The sequence below is a fragment of the Paenibacillus endoradicis genome (assembly GCF_024721975.1).
In genome coordinates this window covers 174,611-195,798 of the sequence record NZ_JANQBB010000010.1, presented here as the reverse complement: position 1 = coordinate 195,798, position 21,188 = coordinate 174,611, and the positions used below count along the sequence as shown (strand labels likewise).

The window sequence follows — 21,188 nt, the reverse complement described above, 5'->3', positions numbered from 1 at the left end:
CGCCGCTAAGTATCAGAGAAGCAAGCTTCTCTTCAACTCCGCTCGACTTGCATGTATTAGGCACGCCGCCAGCGTTCGTCCTGAGCCAGGATCAAACTCTCCATTAAAGTGTTTGACTTGCTCATTTTGTTTCGCTTGTTATTATCATGTTCACGGGGTGAAAATGATAATGGCAGTTCTTTACTCGTTAAACGAGTTATATTTGACGTGTTCCATTTGTTCAGTTTTCAAAGAACTTTCTGTTACCGTTGCGGTAACAAGATATTATGTTATCATCTTCTTTCGAGTAAGTCAAGCGCTTTTCAAATTTAGTTTTCAAAGCGTTTTTGTTACGCCGTCCGAAGCGACAAGAAATAATATACCACGCACAGCAACACTTTACAACAAGAAAATTTTACCATTATCTCTTATCTTCGCTTGATCTTACTCACTTCACACTAGTAACAGTATTAGTTGTTATTAATATCATTAACTATCCCCTATATGTAGATCTGAAATTATTTGAAATTCTTTTATATTATTGCTTACATTGCTCTATATATAGCCGTTTTCCCTTATTAATAAGCAATCTAACGGTTTCACTATCTCATATCATTAACTTATTACTCAGGATTTTCTCTTCTATATAATTATTCATTACCTCACTGTCTTTTAACAGTCTTAATAGAAGGAGCCATTGCGGAACAAAGCATTTCAGCTCAGTTTCGCAATGGCTCGACCATACACAATTATATATTTTCGTTATCTTTGATAAATACAATGAGCCATCTCGATGTAGGCAAACATTAATGTAGAGTCATTTGTAGTTCCTACTATATAGTAGGAATTCACTTCTAATCACCTAGCATCGCTAGTACAACTGACTCATCGTCAATGATCTGAATACCTAAATCTTGTGCCTTCGCAAGTTTACTACCTGCTTTTTCTCCAGCAATAACGATATCCGTCTTTTTAGAGACACTACCTGTAACCTTAGCTCCACGAGCTTCGAGTCGCTTAGAGAGATCATCACGACTGAGAGTTGGAAAAGCGCCAGTAATAACGATCGTCTTACCGAAGAACGGATTGTCCTCTGACACGATCGTAACAGTCTCCTCCATCTCAGCTTTTACGCCCGCTGCAATCATTGATGCAATACTCTGCTTCGCTGTTTCATCTTGGAAGAAACTCACAATACTCTCAGCTACGATTGCACCCACGTCTGGTAATTGGATTAACTCTTCTACATTAGCATTCATTACAGCCTCAAGACTACGATAATGCTCAGCTAATGTTTTCGCTGTTGCTTTACCTGTATTCGATATACCAAGTGCATATATGAAAGATGCTAACTCACGATCTTTTGACTTTTCAATCGCTTCCAGCAACTTTTTAGCCTTCTTCTCACCAAAACGATCTAATTGGATTAGATCATCAAAGGTAAGTTGATATAGATTAGCGGGATCTTTAACATTACACTCCGTATACAATTGCTCTGCTGTCATAACACTGAAAGATTCGATGTCCATTGCATCACGAGATGCAAAGTGAGTAATCCGACCGATTAATTGAGGCTGACAACTTAATTTATTGTTACAAAATAGATGAGCACCACGTTGCTCTAACGAAGATCCACATGCCGGACAAGATGTTGGGAATATAATCTCCTCACCTTGCTCCTCATCAACTTTACCTAATATTTCAGGGATAACGTCATTAGAACGGCGAATTGTTACGAGCGTACCTAATGCATGCTTTAGATTTTTTCTTTCGATATCGCCCATATTGTTCAATGTGCAGTTTTGTACCGTTACGCCAGCCAAATCGATAGCTTCTACTTTTGCAACAGGTGTTATTTTACCAGTACGTCCAACTTCCCATGAAACAGATAGTAACGTCGTTTCCGCTTCTTCTGCTTCAAATTTAAAGGCAACTGCCCAACGAGGAAATTTATCCGTATAACCTAACGCCTCACGTGTGCGCATATCTGTCAGTTTAATAACAGCTCCATCAATTAAGAAATCCAGTGAAGTTCTACGATCCGCAAGATTAACTAACTCTTGTTCGAGTTCATTTATTTGTGAAGCATAAAAAACATAAGGGTTAACCTTAAAGTGATTCTGCTGCAGAAACTGCTGTAATTCACGATGGTTCTCGAACGAAACCCCTTCTGCATAACCGACATTATATATGTATGCATCTAACTTACGCTCTGCCGTTACCGAGGGATTCAAGTTGCGCAATGCACCTGCAGCTGCATTACGCGCATTTTTCAATGGCTCAATTGCGGTTTTATTGTATCTTTCCAAGCTCGATAGTGCCATAATACCTTCGCCTTGCACTTCAATAATACCATTGGTGAATGGAATCGATAGTGGAATCGAGCGAATTGTTTTCACTTGTGCTAGAATCGCTTCACCTACTGCACCGTTACCACGTGTAGAAGCTTGAACTAGTTTTCCTTCATCATAAGTGAGATTAAGTGTTAAACCATCGAATTTCAGTTCCATTACATATGACGGTTCTGGTAGAAGTTTATCGGCATTTTTGGCATTATAATCTGCAATGGCCCGCTTCATTTTCGTCTCCCATGCATAAAGTTGCTCTAGATTTTGTGCTTTATCAAGACTCCATAATCTAGCCAGATGTTTATGCTGTTCAAAACCAGAAAGTATCTCTCCTCCAACACGCTGTGTTGGTGAATGTGGCAATTTCTCCCCTACTTGTTGCTCCAGTAAAACTAACTCATCATATAACTTATCGTACTCCGCATCACTTACCGTTGGTGCATCCAACGTGTAGTAACTATAATTGAGCTGATTCAATGTCTCAATTATAAGCTCCATCCGCTCCTGAGCCTGTATCATCGACATAAATACCCCTCCAAATTCGCAATAAAAGTGTTTCTTCATAATAAGAAGATGGTTATCGCACGTAGGCAAAACCATCTCCTTACTATATTAGTATGTACAAAAAGCGGGCGTTCGCAAGCCGAGAAGATGATGCGTTACTTGAGAAAGGAGGAAAAGCAAATATACGTGTTTGGTACATGCGTACCTACAATGTTTCTGTAAGAAACATACCTCGTAAGCTTATACTAAACTTCCCAAGTTCGCTTCATATTCTATGCCGATTAATCTGCCTGCTTCACATCGTTATCAACGTCCGCTTTATACTTTCTTGATCGGCGCAAAGCTCGCTAACAGCTTCTTAATACCTACTGGTGCAGGAAAAGCGATTTGTAATTCCATATCGTTATCTTTCCCTTTCACCGATACAACTGTACCTTCGCCCCATTTACCATGAGCCACTCGATCGCCTGCGTTATAGCTAACTGGGCCACTCTGATCAGATTGCGATGAAGCAGCTTTTTTCGCTGCTTCTAGTCCAGACGTTACTGTAACAGTACTTCTACCGCCTGTTGAGATACTACCTCCTTGACTACGAGAACTACCAAACCCAAAACCTGATTGCTGTGAGCCTGTGTTTGTGCGACCACCACCAGTATATCCTCCACCAATACTACGAGTATTCCCACCATTAGCTGATACAATCTCACGAACTTCTTCAGGGATTTCCTTAAGGAAGCGCGAAGGCATATTAAATGCGGTACGACCAAATAATGTCCTCATCTTCGCTGCCGATAAATATAGCTGTTGCTCTGCACGAGTAATTCCTACATATGCAAGTCGACGTTCTTCCTCTAGTTCGTCGTTATCCGTTAATGCTCGTGAATGTGGGAATACCGTCTCTTCCATCCCTACAATAAACACTACTGGGAACTCTAACCCCTTCGCACTATGCATCGTCATTAGAATAACAGTATCTTGTAATTTCTCTTTCTCTTTCTCTTCTTCATCATCATTCATTGAATCTATATCAGCAATCAAAGCTAGATCAGTGAGAAATGCGACAAGAGTACGATCATCATTTCGTTGTTCAAAATCCATCGTTACGGACAAGAACTCTTCAATATTCTCCACTCGAGTCGTTGACTCAATTGTATTTTCCCGTTGCAGTTCTAATTTATACTCAGACATTTCGAGAACTTTCTCCGTTAATTCTGTTACAGTGAGCTCATCAACAGCGGCGCTTAGTTTCGAAATCATATTGTAGAAGGAAATAAGTTGTTCTCTTGTTTTCCCTTTAACATCTACTAAATCAATATTACCTAACACTCTATAGATTGAAGTCCCTTGCGTAGCAGCTGCAGCAGCAAGCTTAGCAACTGTTGTGTCACCAATACCTCTTTTAGGCACATTAATGATACGCACTAGACTAATATCATCATCAGGGTTAGAGATAAGACGAAGATATCCTAAAATATCTTTGATCTCTTTGCGATCGTAGAACTTGATTCCGCCTACGATTTGATAAGGAATTTCAGACTTAATTAATGTTTCCTCTATTAAACGTGATTGCGCATTCGTACGATAGAGAATTGCATGATCACTATATTTGCGAGCTTTTGCGATATTGCTCTGAATAACTCCAGTGACAAAGTAACCTTCCTCACGATCACTTTCAGCTAAATAGACAGAGATCTTGTTACCTTCACCTTGATCGGTCCATAAGTTTTTCGCTTTACGACCACTGTTAAGTGCAATAACAGCATTGGCGGCATTAAGAATATTCGCTGTGGAACGATAATTTTGCTCTAACATAATCGTTTTAGCTTCAGGATAGTCATCTTCGAAGTTCAAAATATTCGAGATATCAGCACCACGCCAACGATAGATCGACTGATCGCTATCACCAACAACGCAAATATTATGATGCTGATCCGCAAGCATACGACATAACATATATTGCGCACGGTTCGTATCTTGATACTCATCGACATGAATATAGAGGAACTTGTTCTGATAAAACTTAAGTGATTCAGGTTCTTCTTTAAATAACTGTATCGTTTTCATAATGAGATCATCAAAATCTAACGAGTTATTGTTCTTCAATCGCTTCTGATACATCTTATATATTTTTGAAACGATGTTTTGAAAGTAATCTCCCGCTTTGTTTTCATAAGCTTCGGGAGAAATTAGTTCATTTTTCGCTGAACTAATTGCTGATTGTACAGATTTCGGCTCAACCTTCTTCACATCGATATTTTCATCTTTCATACAGCTACGAATAACAGATAATTGATCTGCAGAATCGAGAATCGAAAAGTTCGTAGAAAATCCGATTCGATCAATATCCTTGCGCAAAATTCGTACGCACATGGAGTGGAATGTGGATACCCAAATGTCACGCCCTGATGCACCAACTAAAGAGCTGACCCGCTCCTGCATTTCTCTTGCTGCTTTATTCGTAAATGTGATAGCTAATATACTCCATGGAGCTACTCTATTCTTCTCAATGAGATAGGCGATACGATGTGTTAAAACTCTAGTCTTTCCACTACCTGCTCCTGCCATAATAAGTAATGGACCTTCAGTCGCTTTCACTGCTTCTCGTTGCGGAGGATTCAGCTTCTGCACCGCATCATCGATACTAAATGAACTAAACATCTATCCCACTCCTTTAAACTTTTTATATACTTCATTCGAAACAACCTCTTGTAAAATAAAAGTAGCATCGAAAGCATAGGCTTTAATAATTGCTATAAAATTATATTAATTGCATTGATTTAATCGATTTAACTGCTTGTACCGTTTCTAATGCTGCTTCTATATTATTGTACACAACATTACCTACGACAACTGTATGAGCATATTGGGCAGCTTCACTTGCCAGCTCTGCTCCATCAATCCCACCACCGTAGAACAATCGGGCTCCTTCTACTTCAGAAGCAATACGTCGCAATAAGCTCATATCGCCAAAAGCACCGCTATATTCTATGTAAAGAAGCGGTAAATGTAGTAATCGATCAGCCATCCATACATAGGGAAGTACCTCTTGTGTTGATAAAGAAGCCTCAGCACCCGACACTTTAGCTGCAGTACAATCTTCATTAAGCACAATATATCCCGAAGCAGCCGTCATATGCCAAGGAACAAAATGTCCATACGTCTGCAAACCTTCTAGTTGATTCAACATCAAATAGTCCGCTTGCTTAGTATTCAGAACAAAAGGCACAAAATATCCGTCAAAGCCAGGAACAGCTCCATCCATCGTTGATACTTCAAGTACACAATCTAAGCTGTAACGACGTATACGAGATAATAAGTCTACCGTATTTTCATAAGTAACACCACTTGATCCACCAACAATAATTGCATCAGTCCCAGACATACAAATAAGTTCCAAATGCTCTTCACTTATTTCACGATCAGGGTCAAGCTTGAACACATGCTCCCACTGTGAAAACCATTGACTATCCACATTTACCCTCCTAACCATCCTACAGAAAAGGTCAAGCCCTCACGCACGACTTGACCACATTCCTCAGCACCTACCATATACACAACAACAATAATCAAACGAAATACCCACACCATGCGAATCTTTGAGCTTTCAAGCTGAAAGCTCAATAGGAGCCAACCCTTCACGAAGACTGCAAATCTTTGAGCTTTCAAGCTGAAAGCTCAATAGGAGCCAACCCTTCACGAAGACTGCAAATCTTTGAGCTTTCAAGCAGAAAGCTCAATAGGAGCCAATCCTTCACAAAGACTACGAATCTTTGAGCTTTCAAGCAGAAAGCTCAATAGGAGCCAATCCTTCACGAAGACTGCGAATCTTTGAGCTTTCAAGCAGAAAGCTCAATAGGAGCCAACCCTTCACAAAGACTACGAATCTTTGAGCTTTCAAGCAGAAAGCTCAATAGGAGCCATTACTTCTCCGAATTAACCCACGAAGCTCTTAGAATCTTCGGAGGTAGGTGCGCTTGTCAGCTACGAGAAGATGACATGAAGCTAGGAAAGCCGAGAAACGGAGCGTACGTTATTGGTACGTGAGTATCACAGGCTTCCGATGAATGGCATATTCGATGTCGAGTAAGCTACTGCGAGTTACTTCGAGATTACAAGTGCACCGAGTGTTACTTCGAGTTTACAAGTGATCCCCGAGTTACCCCTAGCTGATTAGTAGCCTTCAACCCTCTCCACACTTGCGTACCAGTAATCTTGCCATCAAGTGCATCACGATACAATTGTATTACTTCTTGAACTTTATCTGCAGTTTCTTCCAAGAACTCTACGCGATATTGCTCGACGCCTAGTTCAATGAAGTTTTTCAAATATTCAGCACCAGATTGCTCAACTGCATTATATACCGTATTACGACAACCTTCATCTACGCGTACAGGATGACTCATACCGATACGATCTTGCAGTGATGCTCTTGATGTTTCACAAGGACGACCACAGTTGGTGTAATTTGTTCCTTCACTTAAGAATGTACAATATACACAGTGTTCTGTATGGAACATCGGTAAATGCTGATGGATAACGACCTCCATCTTACTCGTATTAGAACGCTCAAGAAGATCGACCATTTGTTGAATGTTCAAGTCATATGATGGTGTTACAGCATCCACTCCACTTTCTAGGAATAGATTAACTGCTTTGTGATTAGCAATATTCAACGAGAAGTCACCGATCAATTTCGGGAAAGGTGCATCTGGATTTGCCATTTTAGCGCGCAAATAATAATATAGCGCTCCTGTATTACGTACAAGTACAGCATCAGGCTTTAGTTTCAAAATATTGGCATGATAGCCATTCTCGTTCGGCATATGAATACGAGGAGTTGCTAATGCTATTTGTTTACCTGCTTTACGAGCTAATTCAATTGCAGCTGGGAACTGCTTTATAAATTCGAAATCGGCATAAATGAAGTCAATATCTGTAGCAACTGCACCTTCAACTTGCTCCAATGTACGACATAATGCTATTAGTTTAGTATCTCGACCATTAACGATTGGTTTTGATTGGTTTTTATTATCGAATGCATCATCCATCGCATTAACTTCATGTTTTATATAAACAGGTGGTTTCGGACGTTCTCCCGCTAGTTGCTCTACTGCTTCACGACGTAGACGATTCAGTTCACGCATTGGAATAATTAGATTACCTTGAAGTAGTACTTCTAATTGGTCAAGTTGATATACAGTACCACCTAGACGTCCCAGTTGTTCTTCTAGTAATTCCGCATCCATTGGACGCTTCAATGCTTCTTCAAGTAATAGTTCAGAGGCAATTTCTACAGTCGTTCCTTTCTCTACATCAGTCCACCACGTACGAAGTGGTTCACCGATCGCTCCAGTAACTTTAATATGGAGCGGGAATACGCGATATGGCTTATCCGTTTCAAATGAAGCACGCAATGCTCTATCAAGTGCAGGATCATTCGTTTTCCAAACTCGATCCCCTACATGAACTTTGCGCAAATCTACATCATTACGACCTGGCACAAGCTCAATAAGGATACCTTCCGGAGCTTCTGCTTCTAACTTCACACCTTGACGACGGACATCATATACTCGTCCGCCTTCTTCTTTCTGCGTCGGATCACCAGCATCAAACACTACACCATCACCACGTTTAAGCGGCGCTTCAAGACGAACAGTTACCGCATCACGCATGACACGTTCTACTTTACCAAGGTAAACACCACGACTTTTCGGGAATGTACCATCAACAAGTTCCTTATTATTCGTACCATCTAGGAAACCATGAGTGAATCCACGTGAGAAACTTTGTTGTAATTCACGAACTTCTTCTTTGGATGGTTTGGACAAATCTCCATCGAAATATTTATCAATCGCTTTGCGATATTTACTTACTACGTTCGCAACATACTCAGGTGTTTTCAAACGTCCTTCTATTTTGAAAGATGTTACTCCTGCTTCAATTAACTCAGGGACAATTTCGATCGCAGCTAAATCTTTCGGAGATAATAGATAAGCTACAGCTCCCATTGGTTTTTGTTCACCATCAACAATAAGATCATACGGCAAACGACAAGCTTGCGCGCACTCACCACGATTGGCAGAACGACCGCCCCACATTTCAGACGTTAAGCATTGTCCAGAATAAGACACACAAAGTGCACCATGGACGAATACTTCCATTGGCAACTTCGCTTGATCTCCAATTGTTTTAATTTGCTTCAAATTATTTTCACGACCAAGCACAACACGTTCCAAATCAAATGGCTTAGTAAATTCTACTGCTTCAGGCGAAGTAATAGTCATCTGTGTAGAACCGTGAATTGGAAAATCTGGTGAAAGCTCACGAATTAATTTAACAAGACCTAAATCCTGTACGATAACAGCATCTACTCCTGCATCGATACACATTTCGATTAAAGTTTGTGCATCTCTTAATTCATCTTCAAATACAAGAATATTGAAAGTCAAAAAGCCCTTAACTCCGTACGTATGCAAGAAGGACATAATCTCTGGAAGTTCTTCACTCCTAAAATTGTTGGCGCGTGCACGTGCATTGAATTTTTCCACTCCGAAAAAGACAGCATCTGCTCCATTCGCAACTGCAGCGCGCATACAATCCCAATCACCTGCGGGTGCTAATAGTTCTATATCTGATCGTGTTAAAGTCATATTTATAGTCCTCTCATTGTCGTAAGTTCATAGACTTACGATGATCTCTTATGCAATATATGATAAAAGTGGAATTAGTCCAATCTATCTTTTTTCTAGTTAATAGTGTAACAAAGCTAAGCACAATATTCTACAAGACATTACTGGCATATTTACTTTATAACGTATTTGTCTACTTATTATGTGATTTTGTTATTGTACTTGAAGTTACTCTATATTAAAGGCATTATAGTAGTATAGTCTTCATGATTCACGATTATAAACTTTTTAACCATACTTAGTTAATACTTCCGAAGTGATTTTTCATTTACGAGAAGTATAACAAGATGTAAACGAAAAATTTTAGGAGGTTATTTTAAGATGAAATTAGGCGTATTCGCGGTATTATTCTCACAAAAACCATTTGAAGAAGCTTTAGATTATATTGCAGCAAAAGGACTAGATGCTATTGAAATCGGTACAGGTGGTTATCCTGGCAACGCACATTGCGATCCAGATGTACTTCTTGCAGATGCTGGCAAATTGAAAGCGTTTAAACAAGCTGTAGAATCTCGCGGATTAATGATTAGTGCACTTAGCTGCCATTCCAATCCACTTCATCCTCAAAAAAATCTTGCACAAGCAGATGATGCGATCATTCGTAAAACAATTGAGCTTGCTAATCGTCTTGAAGTTCCAGTCGTTAATACATTCTCTGGCTGTCCTGGTGATCATGAAGATGCAAAATATCCAAACTGGCCTGTAGCTCCTTGGCCAAATGATTTCCAAGATATCTTAACATGGCAATGGGAACAAAAAGTTATTCCTTATTGGTCTGACATTAACAATGTAGCTACTGATGCTGGCGTGAAGATTGGTCTAGAATTACATGGCGGCTTCTCTGTTCATAGCCCTGCAACAATGCTTCGTCTTCGTGAAGCAACTGGTAAAGCTATCGGTGCAAACCTTGACCCAAGTCATATGTGGTGGCAAGGTATCGACCCTGTTCAAGCAATTCATATTCTTGGACGCGAAGGTGCAATCCATCACTTCCATGCCAAAGATACAACTATCGACCCTGTTAACGTTAACCGTTACGGTCTAACAGATATGCAAAGCTATTCAAATATGCTTGATCGTGCTTGGCAATTCCGCAGCGTTGGTTTCGGTCATGATCTGAAAACTTGGGCTGACATTATGAGCGCTCTTCGTCTAGTTGGTTACGACTACGTCGTTAGTATCGAGCATGAAGATGGCTTAATGTCCGTAGAAGAAGGATTCTCAAAAGCAGTAGAAAATCTTCAACAAGTACTTATCCGTGAGCCATTAGGCGACATGTGGTGGGTGTAAGCTTCACTTCTATAGATCACGAAAAAAGTTCCACCGATAACGGTGGAACTTTTTATCATTTAAACTATGCTAACCATACTTGAGAGATCATAATAACATCAATAACTAGGAAAACCACTAATGAAACAGATGCAAAACCGATTGCAAAGATATTTTTTTTCTTCTCTTTAATCAAACGAACAAAACCAATCGCGATGACAATAGTAAACGCTAGCATAAACCAATCAAATGGATCGATAGGTGATGCTTTCGCTGCTACTTCTGTTACTTCTGCTGCCAAAAACATGAAGAATACCCCCTTATTGACACGTGTCCTATTATTTATATATCGTATCTTGTATGTCGCTAACAAGCAAGTAGCAATAGTAAATCTTGGATGCTTTGTCACGTAATGTTCACATTTCAAACTCGATTATGTAAGCTATGATGGTTGAATCTTACATATCATATCCCATCATAGCCCTTTCTATTACTGTTGAGTAATAAGCTTTTGCTCAGAACGAAGTCGATCACGCTCAAGAATTGGAGCAAGATACTTCCCGGTATAGGATTCTTTCACTTGTACAACCTTCTCAGGCGTGCCTGTTGCTACAATCATACCGCCACCATTTCCACCTTCAGGACCAAGGTCAATAATATAATCCGCTGTCTTAATCACATCGAGATTATGTTCAATGACTAAAACGGATTCTCCTGAATCGACTAGACGGTGCAATACGTCTAATAACCGTGAAATATCATAAGCATGTAAACCTGTTGTAGGCTCATCAAGAATATACAATGTTTTACCTGTGCTTCTACGATATAATTCAGCGGCTAACTTCACACGTTGTGCTTCCCCACCAGAAAGTGTTGTCGCAGGTTGACCCAGCTTCATATATCCTAATCCAACATCAAATAATGTTACTAATTTACGTTGGATACGAGGAATATTTTCAAAGAACGTACAGCCATCTTCAATCGTCATCTCCAATACGTCCGCAATACTTTTCCCTTTATATTTTACTTCCAGTGTTTCGCGATTATAACGTTTACCTTTACATATCTCGCAAGGAACGTATACATCAGGCAAGAAATGCATTTCAATTTTAATAATACCATCGCCACGACACGCTTCACAGCGACCGCCTTTCACATTGAAACTGAAACGACCTTTCTTGTAACCACGCACTTTTGCTTCATTCGTAGAAGAGTATAGATCACGTATATCATCGAATACACCTGTATATGTTGCAGGGTTAGATCGCGGAGTACGACCAATTGGAGATTGATCAATCTCAACGACTTTTTCAATATGTTCCAAACCACGAACCTCTTTATGTTCACCCGGGCGAGTCTTCGCTCTATTCAAATCACGAGCAAGTACTTTATATAGTATTTCATTCACGAATGTTGATTTGCCTGAACCAGATACTCCTGTTACTGCTGCAAAAACACCTAACGGAATTTTCACCGTAATATTACGCAGATTATTTTCCTTCGCCCCAACGACTTCAAGCCATCGATCACTTAATGCTCTTCGCTCTAATGGAACTTCTATAAAGTCTTTACCACTCAAATAACGGCCTGTAATCGAATTATCATCAGCCATAATCTCTGCTGGTGTACCTTGAGCGATAATTTGTCCACCATGAATACCTGCTCCTGGACCAATATCAATAATATAATCAGCTGCAAGCATGGTGTCTTCATCATGTTCTACTACGATAAGTGTGTTACCAAGATCTCTCATATGAACTAAAGTTTCGATCAAACGATCATTATCTCGTTGATGTAGACCGATACTTGGTTCATCGAGAATATATAATACGCCCATCAGACTAGATCCAATTTGAGTGGCTAAACGAATACGTTGAGCTTCGCCACCAGATAAAGTACCTGCTGCACGGCCAAGTGAAAGATAGTTTAGTCCTACATTAACGAGGAAGCCTAATCTATTCGTTAGTTCTTTCAAAATGAGACTAGCTATTGTATATTCTTTATCCGTCAATTGCAATTGTGCGAAATATTGTTCTGCATCACCTATGGATAGGCTCGTTACATAAGCAATGTTCACATCACCAATCGTTACTGCTAATGTTTCTTTACGAAGACGTTGTCCTTTGCAAGAGCTACACGGCTTAGCACTCATGTACCCTTCGATATGTTCACGCATCATATCTGATGCAGTATCACGATAACGACGTTCAAGATTATGAACGACCCCTTCAAATGGAACGTATGCTTCTTTTCTAGCACCGAAATCATTCTCATATAGGAAACGGACTTTCTCTCCATTTGTTCCATAGAGTAATTTCTTCATCTGTTCACTGCTAAGCTCGGATACTGGTACATCTTGCGGAATACCATAATGCTCAGAGACAGACTTTAGAAATTGTGGATAGTAATTAGAAGTACTACCCGCCCAAGCTAGAAATGCACCTTCCGCAATCGACTTAGAATAATCAGGGATAAGCATGTCTGGATCAACAATCATTTTCGAACCTAGTCCATCACATTCAGGACAAGCTCCGTAAGGACTATTGAAAGAGAACATTCGCGGAGCAAGTTCTTCAATGCTGAACCCACACTCCGGACAAGCTAAGTTGGAGCTGAACAGTAATTCTTCTTGTCCCATTACATCTACTAACACTCGACCTTCACTGAGGTTGAGCGCAGTTTCCAAAGAATCCGCAAGTCTTGAACCTACATCCGCTTTAACTACAATACGATCAATAACAACCTCAATACTATGTTTCTTGTTCTTATCAAGCTCAATCTTTTCAGATAGCTCTCTAATTTCACCATCTACTCGTACACGTACATAACCTTGCTTTTGCATATCAGCTAATAACTTCGTATGCTCGCCTTTTCTACCTGAGACGATAGGTGCTAGTATTTGTAATCGAGTACGTTCCTCATACTCCATTATACGGTCCACCATTTGTTCCACCGTCTGAGCTGTAATTTCAATGCCATGTGTTGGACAGTGTGGTTTACCAATACGAGCAAATAATAATCGCAAATAATCATAAATTTCGGTTACTGTTCCGACTGTGGAACGAGGGTTACGGCTAGTAGTCTTCTGATCGATGGAAATCGCAGGAGATAACCCTTCAATAGAATCAACATCAGGCTTATCCATCTGTCCAAGAAATTGTCTTGCGTAGGAACTTAATGACTCCACATATCGACGCTGACCTTCTGCATAGATCGTATCGAATGCGAGTGAAGATTTTCCTGATCCACTAAGACCAGTCAATACAACAAACTTATCTCGAGGAATCGTTACATCAATATTTTTCAAATTGTGTGCGCGTGCACCTTTTACAACGATTTTGTCAATTGCCACATCTTTTCCCCCTAAAACTATTCATGACTATAAATTTTGCTACCTGTATATGAAAATTGAATCGTAAGCATGAGCTAAAACTATTCATGACTGATTATTTTACTTCCTTATATATGAAAAGCTACCTCGTGATCACAGTCGGACATTTAGAGCCACCTTTCAATGAAGGTTCTAGTTATTCAGCTGTCAGCACCAAGAAGATGCACTCCAACGGAAACGAGTAGCACAACGTACGTTATGTGTACGTGAGCACACGCAGGCTTTCGATGGAGGGCATATTCGACGCCGACTAAGCTACAGCGCATTACCGCGTGATCACAGTTGGATAACTAGAACTACCTATAAAAGGATTAGCCTAGTTGTTCTGCTTTTAGTTCTAGCAACGCATCCCGCAGCTCTGCTGCACGCTCGAACTGTAAGTTTTTCGCTGCATCTTTCATTTCTACTTCCAGCTTCTGAATAACCGTTGCAAGTTCTTTCTTCGTAAGTTTCTTATTAGCCGCATCAGTCAAGTAATCTGCCTTAGATTCTGCAACTTTCGTTGCTTCAATAACACCTTGAATATCTTTACGGATCGTCTGAGGTACAATACCATTCGCTTCATTATGCGCGATCTGTATTTCACGACGACGACTGGTCTCCTTCAATGCAAGATCCATTGAATTCGTAATCTTATCGCCATACATAATAACAAAACCATCACTATTACGCGCTGCTCGACCAATCGTTTGAATAAGTGAACGCTCAGAACGTAAAAATCCTTCTTTGTCAGCATCGAGAATAGCGACTAGACTTACCTCAGGTAAATCAAGACCTTCTCTAAGCAAGTTGATGCCAATTAGAACATCGAATACGCCAATTCGTAGATCACGAAGAATAGCTATTCGCTCTAATGTTTTGATCTCAGAATGTAAATAACGAACTTTGAGACCAATATCCTTCATATAATCTGTTAAATCCTCTGACATTTTCTTTGTTAAAGTCGTAACGAGTACACGTTCATTTTTGGCAATACGCAAATGAATTTCGTGTAGTAGATCATCAATCTGACCTTTTGATGGTCTCACTTCTATAACTGGATCAAGCAATCCTGTTGGACGAATAATTTGTTCGACCATTGTCGGGCAATGTTCCATTTCATATGGACCAGGCGTTGCTGAAACATATACTAATTGATTTGTTTTCCCTTCAAACTCTTCGAAACGAAGTGGGCGATTATCTAATGCAGAAGGTAAACGGAAACCATGATTAACTAACACTTCTTTACGTGCTTTATCACCATTAAACATTGCTCTAATCTGTGGGAGTGATACATGAGACTCATCCACAACAACGAGCATATCTTCTGGAAAATAATCTAATAATGTATAAGGTGTTGCGCCCCGCTCACGGAATGTCAATGGACCTGAATAATTTTCAATGCCAGAACAAAAACCCATTTCAGCCATCATTTCAAGATCATAACGAGTCCGTTGTTCTAATCTTTGAGCTTCTAGTAATTTTCCTTGTTCTCGGAAATTAGTTAGTTGCTCCTCAAGCTCTTGCTCAATATTTACAATTGCTCTTTTCATTGTTTCTTCTTGTGTGACGAAGTGAGACGCTGGGAATATCGCAATATGTTCACGCTCTCCCAGTACTTCGCCTGTAATAACATCCATCTCGCAAATCCGTTCAATCTCATCACCAAACAATTCAATGCGGACAGCACGTTCATTATTGGCAACCGGGAATATCTCAACTACATCGCCGCGCACACGGAATGTACCGCGAGTAAAACTTATATCATTACGTTGATATTGGATATCTACAAGAGAGCGAAGAATATCATTTCGCGACTTTTCCATTCCTACTCGTAATGAAACAACAAGACTACCGTACTCAGTAGGTGAACCTAAGCCATAAATACAAGAAACACTGGCCACTATAATTACATCGCGACGCTCAAATAGAGCACTTGTAGCTGAATGTCGCAATTTATCTATTTCATCGTTAATGCTAGAATCTTTTTCTATAAATGTATCTGTAGATGGAATATAGGCTTCTGGTTGAAAATAGTCGTAATAACTTACGAAGTATTCAACGGCATTGTTAGGGAAGAAGGTCTTGAACTCGCTACATAATTGAGCAGCAAGTGTTTTATTATGAGCAATAACGAGCGTTGGACGATTGACACGTTCAATAACATTAGCCATCGTATATGTCTTACCTGTACCTGTTGCACCAAGCAATGTTTGGTGTCGCTTGCCCTCTTGCAAACCCTTAATTATTTGTTCAATCGCCCGTGGTTGATCCCCTCTAGGCTCATAGTTCGAAACAATTTCAAATTGTGACATAATATCCTCCCATCCATATATTCATCTTTCTATTGTAGAGGTTGAACTTATATTATAAGTATAGTCAAAATGTAAGCAGTTCAACTAGTGCTTACTGTTGGAATCTCAAATTATTCTATTATCGGTTACGATGTCGATTATGAAATAAGCGAACCTTCGTGCTCTCATCAGATCTTTAAGAACTGACTTCCAATAAAAGTTCTAAATATTCGGCTGTCGCCCGCCAAGAATATGCACTTCAGCGGAAACGAGTAGCGCAAGTAGTAGTTATTGGTACACGAGCACCTACAATGTTTCTGCAAGAAACATACTCCGAAAGCTTATGCTTGCTTTCGATGGAGGGCATATTCGCCACCGAATCAGCTACGAAGCTTTACCCCCGTGATCATAGTCGGCCATTTAGAACATCATCTAAAAATAGGAATGTATGTTCCCTTCTGTTATTATATCCCCTAAAAAGGCATAGCCGCAAGTGCTAAACCAATATTGGTTTAACTCTTACGGCTAATTATCCATTCTTCGTACCATTCCACCATTTCAGTTGGTAAAGGTAAGTCTAATTCATCCAACATTTCTTGTTCTTGTTTCTCATAATATTGCTTAAGTCGATCATACTGACCAAGTTGATTATATGCTTCAAGCATATAGACACCATATTCAAATTCATACGGACTGAACTGATTTAAATGGTCACCTAGTTTTAATACTTTCGTCCACTCGCACTCGTTATAGAAATAAGGAAGTAATTGTCTTGCATGATGCATCCACAATTGCCTTAAGCGTTCACGCTCACTCTCCGCCCACAAATAATCGTAATCTTCCATATAATCACCATCATATTGCTCCAAGCAATACTCTAGCTTCTTATAATATTGCGGATCTTTCTCATCTAATTCATTAACTAATGCTTCCCATGCTTCAACATCTACATAGGTATCTTCTAATCGTAGACAATATCCTTCTTGAATACTGTCATTATCAATTTTCACTTCTATACCAGACTCTTTCAAACATTTTCTGATTTGATAGATAACGGTGTACAATTGAGTCATAGCGCGCTTCTTATCTAACTCAGGGGAAAACATATTCATAATTTTATATTTAGGAACAAATTCACCGCGTCGATGTAGCAAGTAAGCAAATAATTCTTGAGCTTTAGCAGTTCTCCACTTGGGATATACAATAGGACTTTGCACCGCTTGAAAGCGGATTTTTTTCATACAGTATATACTTTGTCGATGCGATGTGACTACAACTTCAAGTAGTGATGTAGCAATCTCCAACTTACTATATAATCGTTCCATTGTTTTCTGAAGGCGTTGCATGGATAACGGCTTTAATAAATAATCCATCGCATTTAATTCAAATGCTTGAACAGCATATTCATCGTATGCGGTTACAAATATGATTTCAATACTTGGTATAAGTTGTTGTAGTAACTCTGCAGCCTCAAGCCCAGACATCTCTGGCATATTAATATCAAGAAAAACAACATCTAGCTTATTACTCTTAGCAAATTGAATGGCTTCGCTTACTAACTGAAAGCTATGTATTACAACATTGGGTTCACCACGTTCAGCGAACACACTCCTTACCATTCTTTCTAACTGCATTAAAGCTAACTTCTCATCATCGACTAATAGTAGTTGCAAGCTAAGCACCGCCTGTTCTCTATCTCAATAAGTAAAGCCTATTATGATACTGTTACGCTCATAATAGGCTAATGTTTCGTTCCGTTAGTTAATTTTCATTATAATAAGGCTATGTTACAACAGTGGTAGACGACTCCGTATTTTTCGAGTTTTGTTTTCTTAATAGCTTTGTTCTTCCTAACCAACTAAATAGAGAGGGTTCTTTATATTTAGCTAAATATTTGGCTTGTTCATCTGGAGCAAGAATAATACCAAGTTGATGATGTTCATCAGCATAGCGCGTACGCTGAGCAAACTTCAAATCTCTATTATTGTTAAGTAGCGCCAATTTACAAAATGCAGGATTGATAGACATTGCCTCATACAGTTGTTCCAAGGAATGTACATCTTGCCCATTTGCCTTAATAATAATATCACCAATTTCAATATTCATCTGCTCGGCAGGAGAGGATTTCACGACAGCTAATACTTTTAACCCTTTGTTATCTTGCCCATATAGCGGAGCTAACTTAGATTCTTGCGAGATATTATACCAATTAAGCAGTTCAGCAGCTAGAAGTGTAAGTATTGCTGCAACCCATATAAGCCCACTAATCCACCAGGATCCAATAGATATTAATAATAATACGCAAGAAACTAATAGTCCTTGTCGAGATACTCGATGAGCAAGTTGCTTCGGAGTAACAGCTTTGGTTAATTGTGTGACACCAATCATAAGTGGGCACGCTAGCAATAACCAAGCTTCATTAGACATACTCATAAAGAACGGCTGCCCATATGATGTATTAAATAAGAATGCTCCGGATTGTTCTGATGATACCGGCATAAATAATAATAATGGAATAGGCCAGTAACCTTGTAAAACGTATCCTCCGATGACTTTTCCGCGTTTGCCTGACATATATACAGGGCTAATCATATCTTTATGTTGAATCCGTACTAACACACTTTGAGCTATCCCAAGTAACGCACTTATAACAAGTAAACTAATTACATTAATATCGATTAAGGTTTGGTAGATGTAAGCCATATCATTTTGTAAAGTAAGGGGACCTATAACAGAAGCAATAAGATGAAGTATGGCAAGAATTCCAGCACCGTATGATATTGTTAAAAAACGAACTTTGAAAACCATAAGAATAATCATAATAAACCATAACCAATAAACTGTTGGGACGGTTAATGTAAATCCTAATACCGCCGAAATAATGGATACGATAATCGCAGCAACCAGCCCACCTAATATCATGAACACCATAGGAATTTTCCATTCCTTTAATTTCACCGAAAACATAGAACGTTCCATACGTACGCGGTATAAAAACATCGTGAGTAATAACAAAAGTGAAATATAGAATAACGGTTGTATCAATAAGGAAACCAGGGCCTTCCCTAATACTTGAAGCCAAAGTTCTATATCGCCCACCGCTCATACACCCCTTCGAATGTTCATATTGACTAAATAAGAAAAAAGGCTAGCTTCTCTACAAAGAGTAGCCAACCTTTAAAGAATTCGACGAAAATCAATTATTTCCTGCCTGCATGCTCCAATGCTTTTTGCAGTTGTACATCATGTTGGTCATCTCGAATGTATTCAATGACTTTCTCTTCAATCTTTGTAGCAGTTTCACTGTCTACAATACCTGTATCAAGAAGATGTTGGTCTTGTTGGAATGTCTTCACAGAAGTTTCCGTTTGTTTACTGTAATAACCATCCTTACGATCTACTTTATAACCTAAAGCATCTAGCATGATTTGCAAATTACGGACCTGTTCACTCATATGGTCTACTTTCAAATCATTTACTATGTTCAAAGGAGCTGTACTATATACAGCATTAGGTTCAACAACGATGTCTGGCGTAACTCCTTTTTGATTAATCCAATTCCCTTTAGGTGTTAACCACTTGGCAATTGTTAATTTTATTAATCCACCATCAGATAGAACTTTATTAAAGCTAACCTGTACCGTTCCTTTACCATATGTTTGTTGTCCTAGAACAGTTGCACCGGCTGATTCTTGAAGCGCACCGGCTAAAATCTCAGAAGCACTCGCGCTGCCATTATTCGTTAACACAACAATTGGATAATCTTTCTGCTCTCCGCCTTGAGCATATGTTTTCTCCTTCTTGCCAGTGCGGTCTTCTACTTGAACAACCACGCTGCCTTCCTTCATCATCAGCTGCGCAATTTCCACAACACCTTGTAGAACACCACCAGGATTGTTACGAACATCAATAACTAATCCTTTCAAATCTTTCTGTTCAAGCGCTGCCAATTCTACAGCAAAGCGTTCTGCTGTATGCATAGAGAACTGAGTAATAGAAATTTTTCCAATGCCTTGTTCGTCGATCGACGAATATACCGTTTCAATATCAATCACATCACGAATAAGTACAATGCTTATTGGTTCTGAATTTCCAGAACGCAGTACTTCTAGCTTTACCTTACTCCCTTTTTCACCACGAATAAGATTTACTGCCTCTTGAATTTTCAATCCTGCAAGACTATCGCCATTTACAGATAATATTATATCTTTGGCTAATATACCTCCACGTTCAGCAGGAGAACCTTTTATAGGTGAAACTACGACCGTTTGACCGTTTTCGATACCTACTTCTGCACCAATTCCCGAGAAAGAGCCCTCAATCGATTGTGAAAACTGATTCGCAATATCCTTTTCCATATATACGGAATATGGGTCACCCAAAGCATTCATAATTCCTGTTATCGCGCCATCAACTAGTTCGTTACGTTCTATATCAGACACATATTTTGTTTCTACCAACTCAATAACAGAATTGATTCGTTTAAGTTCATCTTCTGTTAATTGACTCTTTGCATCTGCTGCAGCTGATACGTAAGACGTAGAAGCAGCTATTGGATTTCTCTCCAGCTTGTCTGTAACGATAATCGTAACAAATACCGAAGTTACAATCGTCATTATAACGAATGCAAAAACTGTACGTCCCTTAAATTGCATCAACTCACACCACCTATCCTAGTTTGCTTAAGCTCGTCCATAATAGTATATGACATTTGTTGAGAAAATATTTATCTAAG

Annotated in this window: 12 protein-coding genes and 1 rRNA gene; 1 reads left to right on the top strand and 12 read right to left on the bottom strand. The window is 39.4% G+C overall.

Annotation, left to right across the window (positions count from 1 at the left end):
* The 6 genes from NV377_RS24880 to NV377_RS24855 all read right to left on the bottom strand — a co-directional run.
* Positions 1-107, bottom strand: a 16S ribosomal RNA gene (locus tag NV377_RS24880); the annotation flags it as partial.
* Between the two features lie 726 nt (positions 108-833).
* On the bottom strand, positions 834-2,852 hold the full coding sequence (gene ligA / locus NV377_RS24875; RefSeq protein WP_258203527.1) for an NAD-dependent DNA ligase LigA: 2,019 nt from the start codon (positions 2,850-2,852) through the stop codon (positions 834-836).
* 297 nt (positions 2,853-3,149) lie between these two features.
* Positions 3,150-5,489: a DNA helicase PcrA gene (gene pcrA, locus NV377_RS24870; RefSeq protein WP_258203526.1), complete on the bottom strand. Its 2,340-nt coding sequence runs from the start codon at positions 5,487-5,489 to the stop codon at positions 3,150-3,152.
* A gap of 100 nt (positions 5,490-5,589) precedes the next feature.
* Complete coding sequence (pcrB, locus tag NV377_RS24865; protein WP_258203525.1) at positions 5,590-6,303, bottom strand: heptaprenylglyceryl phosphate synthase; 714 nt, start codon at positions 6,301-6,303, stop codon at positions 5,590-5,592.
* Positions 6,304-6,305: 2 nt separating this feature from the next.
* Positions 6,306-6,452: a hypothetical protein gene (locus NV377_RS24860; protein ID WP_258203524.1), complete on the bottom strand. Its 147-nt coding sequence runs from the start codon at positions 6,450-6,452 to the stop codon at positions 6,306-6,308.
* Between the two features lie 506 nt (positions 6,453-6,958).
* On the bottom strand, positions 6,959-9,481 hold the full coding sequence (locus NV377_RS24855; RefSeq protein ID WP_258203523.1) for a U32 family peptidase: 2,523 nt from the start codon (positions 9,479-9,481) through the stop codon (positions 6,959-6,961).
* 360 nt (positions 9,482-9,841) lie between these two features.
* Here NV377_RS24855 and NV377_RS24850 point away from each other — a divergent pair, with 360 nt between their 5' ends.
* Positions 9,842-10,810, top strand: a complete 969-nt coding sequence (locus NV377_RS24850; RefSeq protein WP_258203522.1) for a sugar phosphate isomerase/epimerase family protein — start codon at positions 9,842-9,844, stop codon at positions 10,808-10,810.
* A gap of 64 nt (positions 10,811-10,874) precedes the next feature.
* Here NV377_RS24850 and NV377_RS24845 read toward each other — a convergent pair whose 3' ends face one another.
* From NV377_RS24845 to NV377_RS24820, 6 genes are all read right to left on the bottom strand, one after another.
* Positions 10,875-11,096 carry a hypothetical protein gene (locus NV377_RS24845; protein WP_258203521.1) on the bottom strand — a complete coding sequence of 74 codons (222 nt, stop codon included), beginning with the start codon at positions 11,094-11,096 and terminating at the stop codon, positions 10,875-10,877.
* Between the two features lie 183 nt (positions 11,097-11,279).
* On the bottom strand, positions 11,280-14,141 hold the full coding sequence (gene uvrA, locus NV377_RS24840) for an excinuclease ABC subunit UvrA (protein ID WP_258203520.1): 2,862 nt from the start codon (positions 14,139-14,141) through the stop codon (positions 11,280-11,282).
* 350 nt (positions 14,142-14,491) lie between these two features.
* A complete protein-coding gene (gene uvrB, locus NV377_RS24835; RefSeq protein ID WP_308860224.1) occupies positions 14,492-16,474 on the bottom strand; it encodes an excinuclease ABC subunit UvrB in 1,983 nt (660 codons plus the stop codon).
* 491 nt (positions 16,475-16,965) lie between these two features.
* The gene (locus NV377_RS24830) at positions 16,966-18,126 is read right to left on the bottom strand and encodes a response regulator (protein ID WP_258203519.1); all 1,161 of its coding nucleotides are present in this window, start codon (positions 18,124-18,126) and stop codon (positions 16,966-16,968) included.
* A 109-nt stretch (positions 18,127-18,235) separates the two neighbouring features.
* The gene (locus NV377_RS24825) at positions 18,236-19,552 is read right to left on the bottom strand and encodes a PDZ domain-containing protein (protein ID WP_258203518.1); all 1,317 of its coding nucleotides are present in this window, start codon (positions 19,550-19,552) and stop codon (positions 18,236-18,238) included.
* Positions 19,553-19,653: 101 nt separating this feature from the next.
* Positions 19,654-21,108, bottom strand: coding sequence for a S41 family peptidase (locus NV377_RS24820; RefSeq protein ID WP_258203533.1), 1,455 nt, complete (start codon positions 21,106-21,108; stop codon positions 19,654-19,656).
* Between the last annotated feature and the right edge of the window lie 80 nt (positions 21,109-21,188).

Bases quoted from the DNA above. Each gene is read 5' to 3' on its own strand.
- ligA (WP_258203527.1), bottom strand. From the start codon at position 2,852: ATGTCGATGATACAGGCTCAGGAGCGGATGGAGCTTATAATTGAGACA.
- pcrA (WP_258203526.1), bottom strand. From the start codon at position 5,489: ATGTTTAGTTCATTTAGTATCGATGATGCGGTGCAGAAGCTGAATCCT.
- NV377_RS24855 (WP_258203523.1), bottom strand. From the start codon at position 9,481: ATGACTTTAACACGATCAGATATAGAACTATTAGCACCCGCAGGTGAT.
- NV377_RS24850 (WP_258203522.1), top strand. From the start codon at position 9,842: ATGAAATTAGGCGTATTCGCGGTATTATTCTCACAAAAACCATTTGAA.
- NV377_RS24845 (WP_258203521.1), bottom strand. From the start codon at position 11,096: ATGTTTTTGGCAGCAGAAGTAACAGAAGTAGCAGCGAAAGCATCACCT.
- uvrB (WP_308860224.1), bottom strand. From the start codon at position 16,474: ATGTCACAATTTGAAATTGTTTCGAACTATGAGCCTAGAGGGGATCAA.
- NV377_RS24820 (WP_258203533.1), bottom strand. From the start codon at position 21,108: ATGCAATTTAAGGGACGTACAGTTTTTGCATTCGTTATAATGACGATT.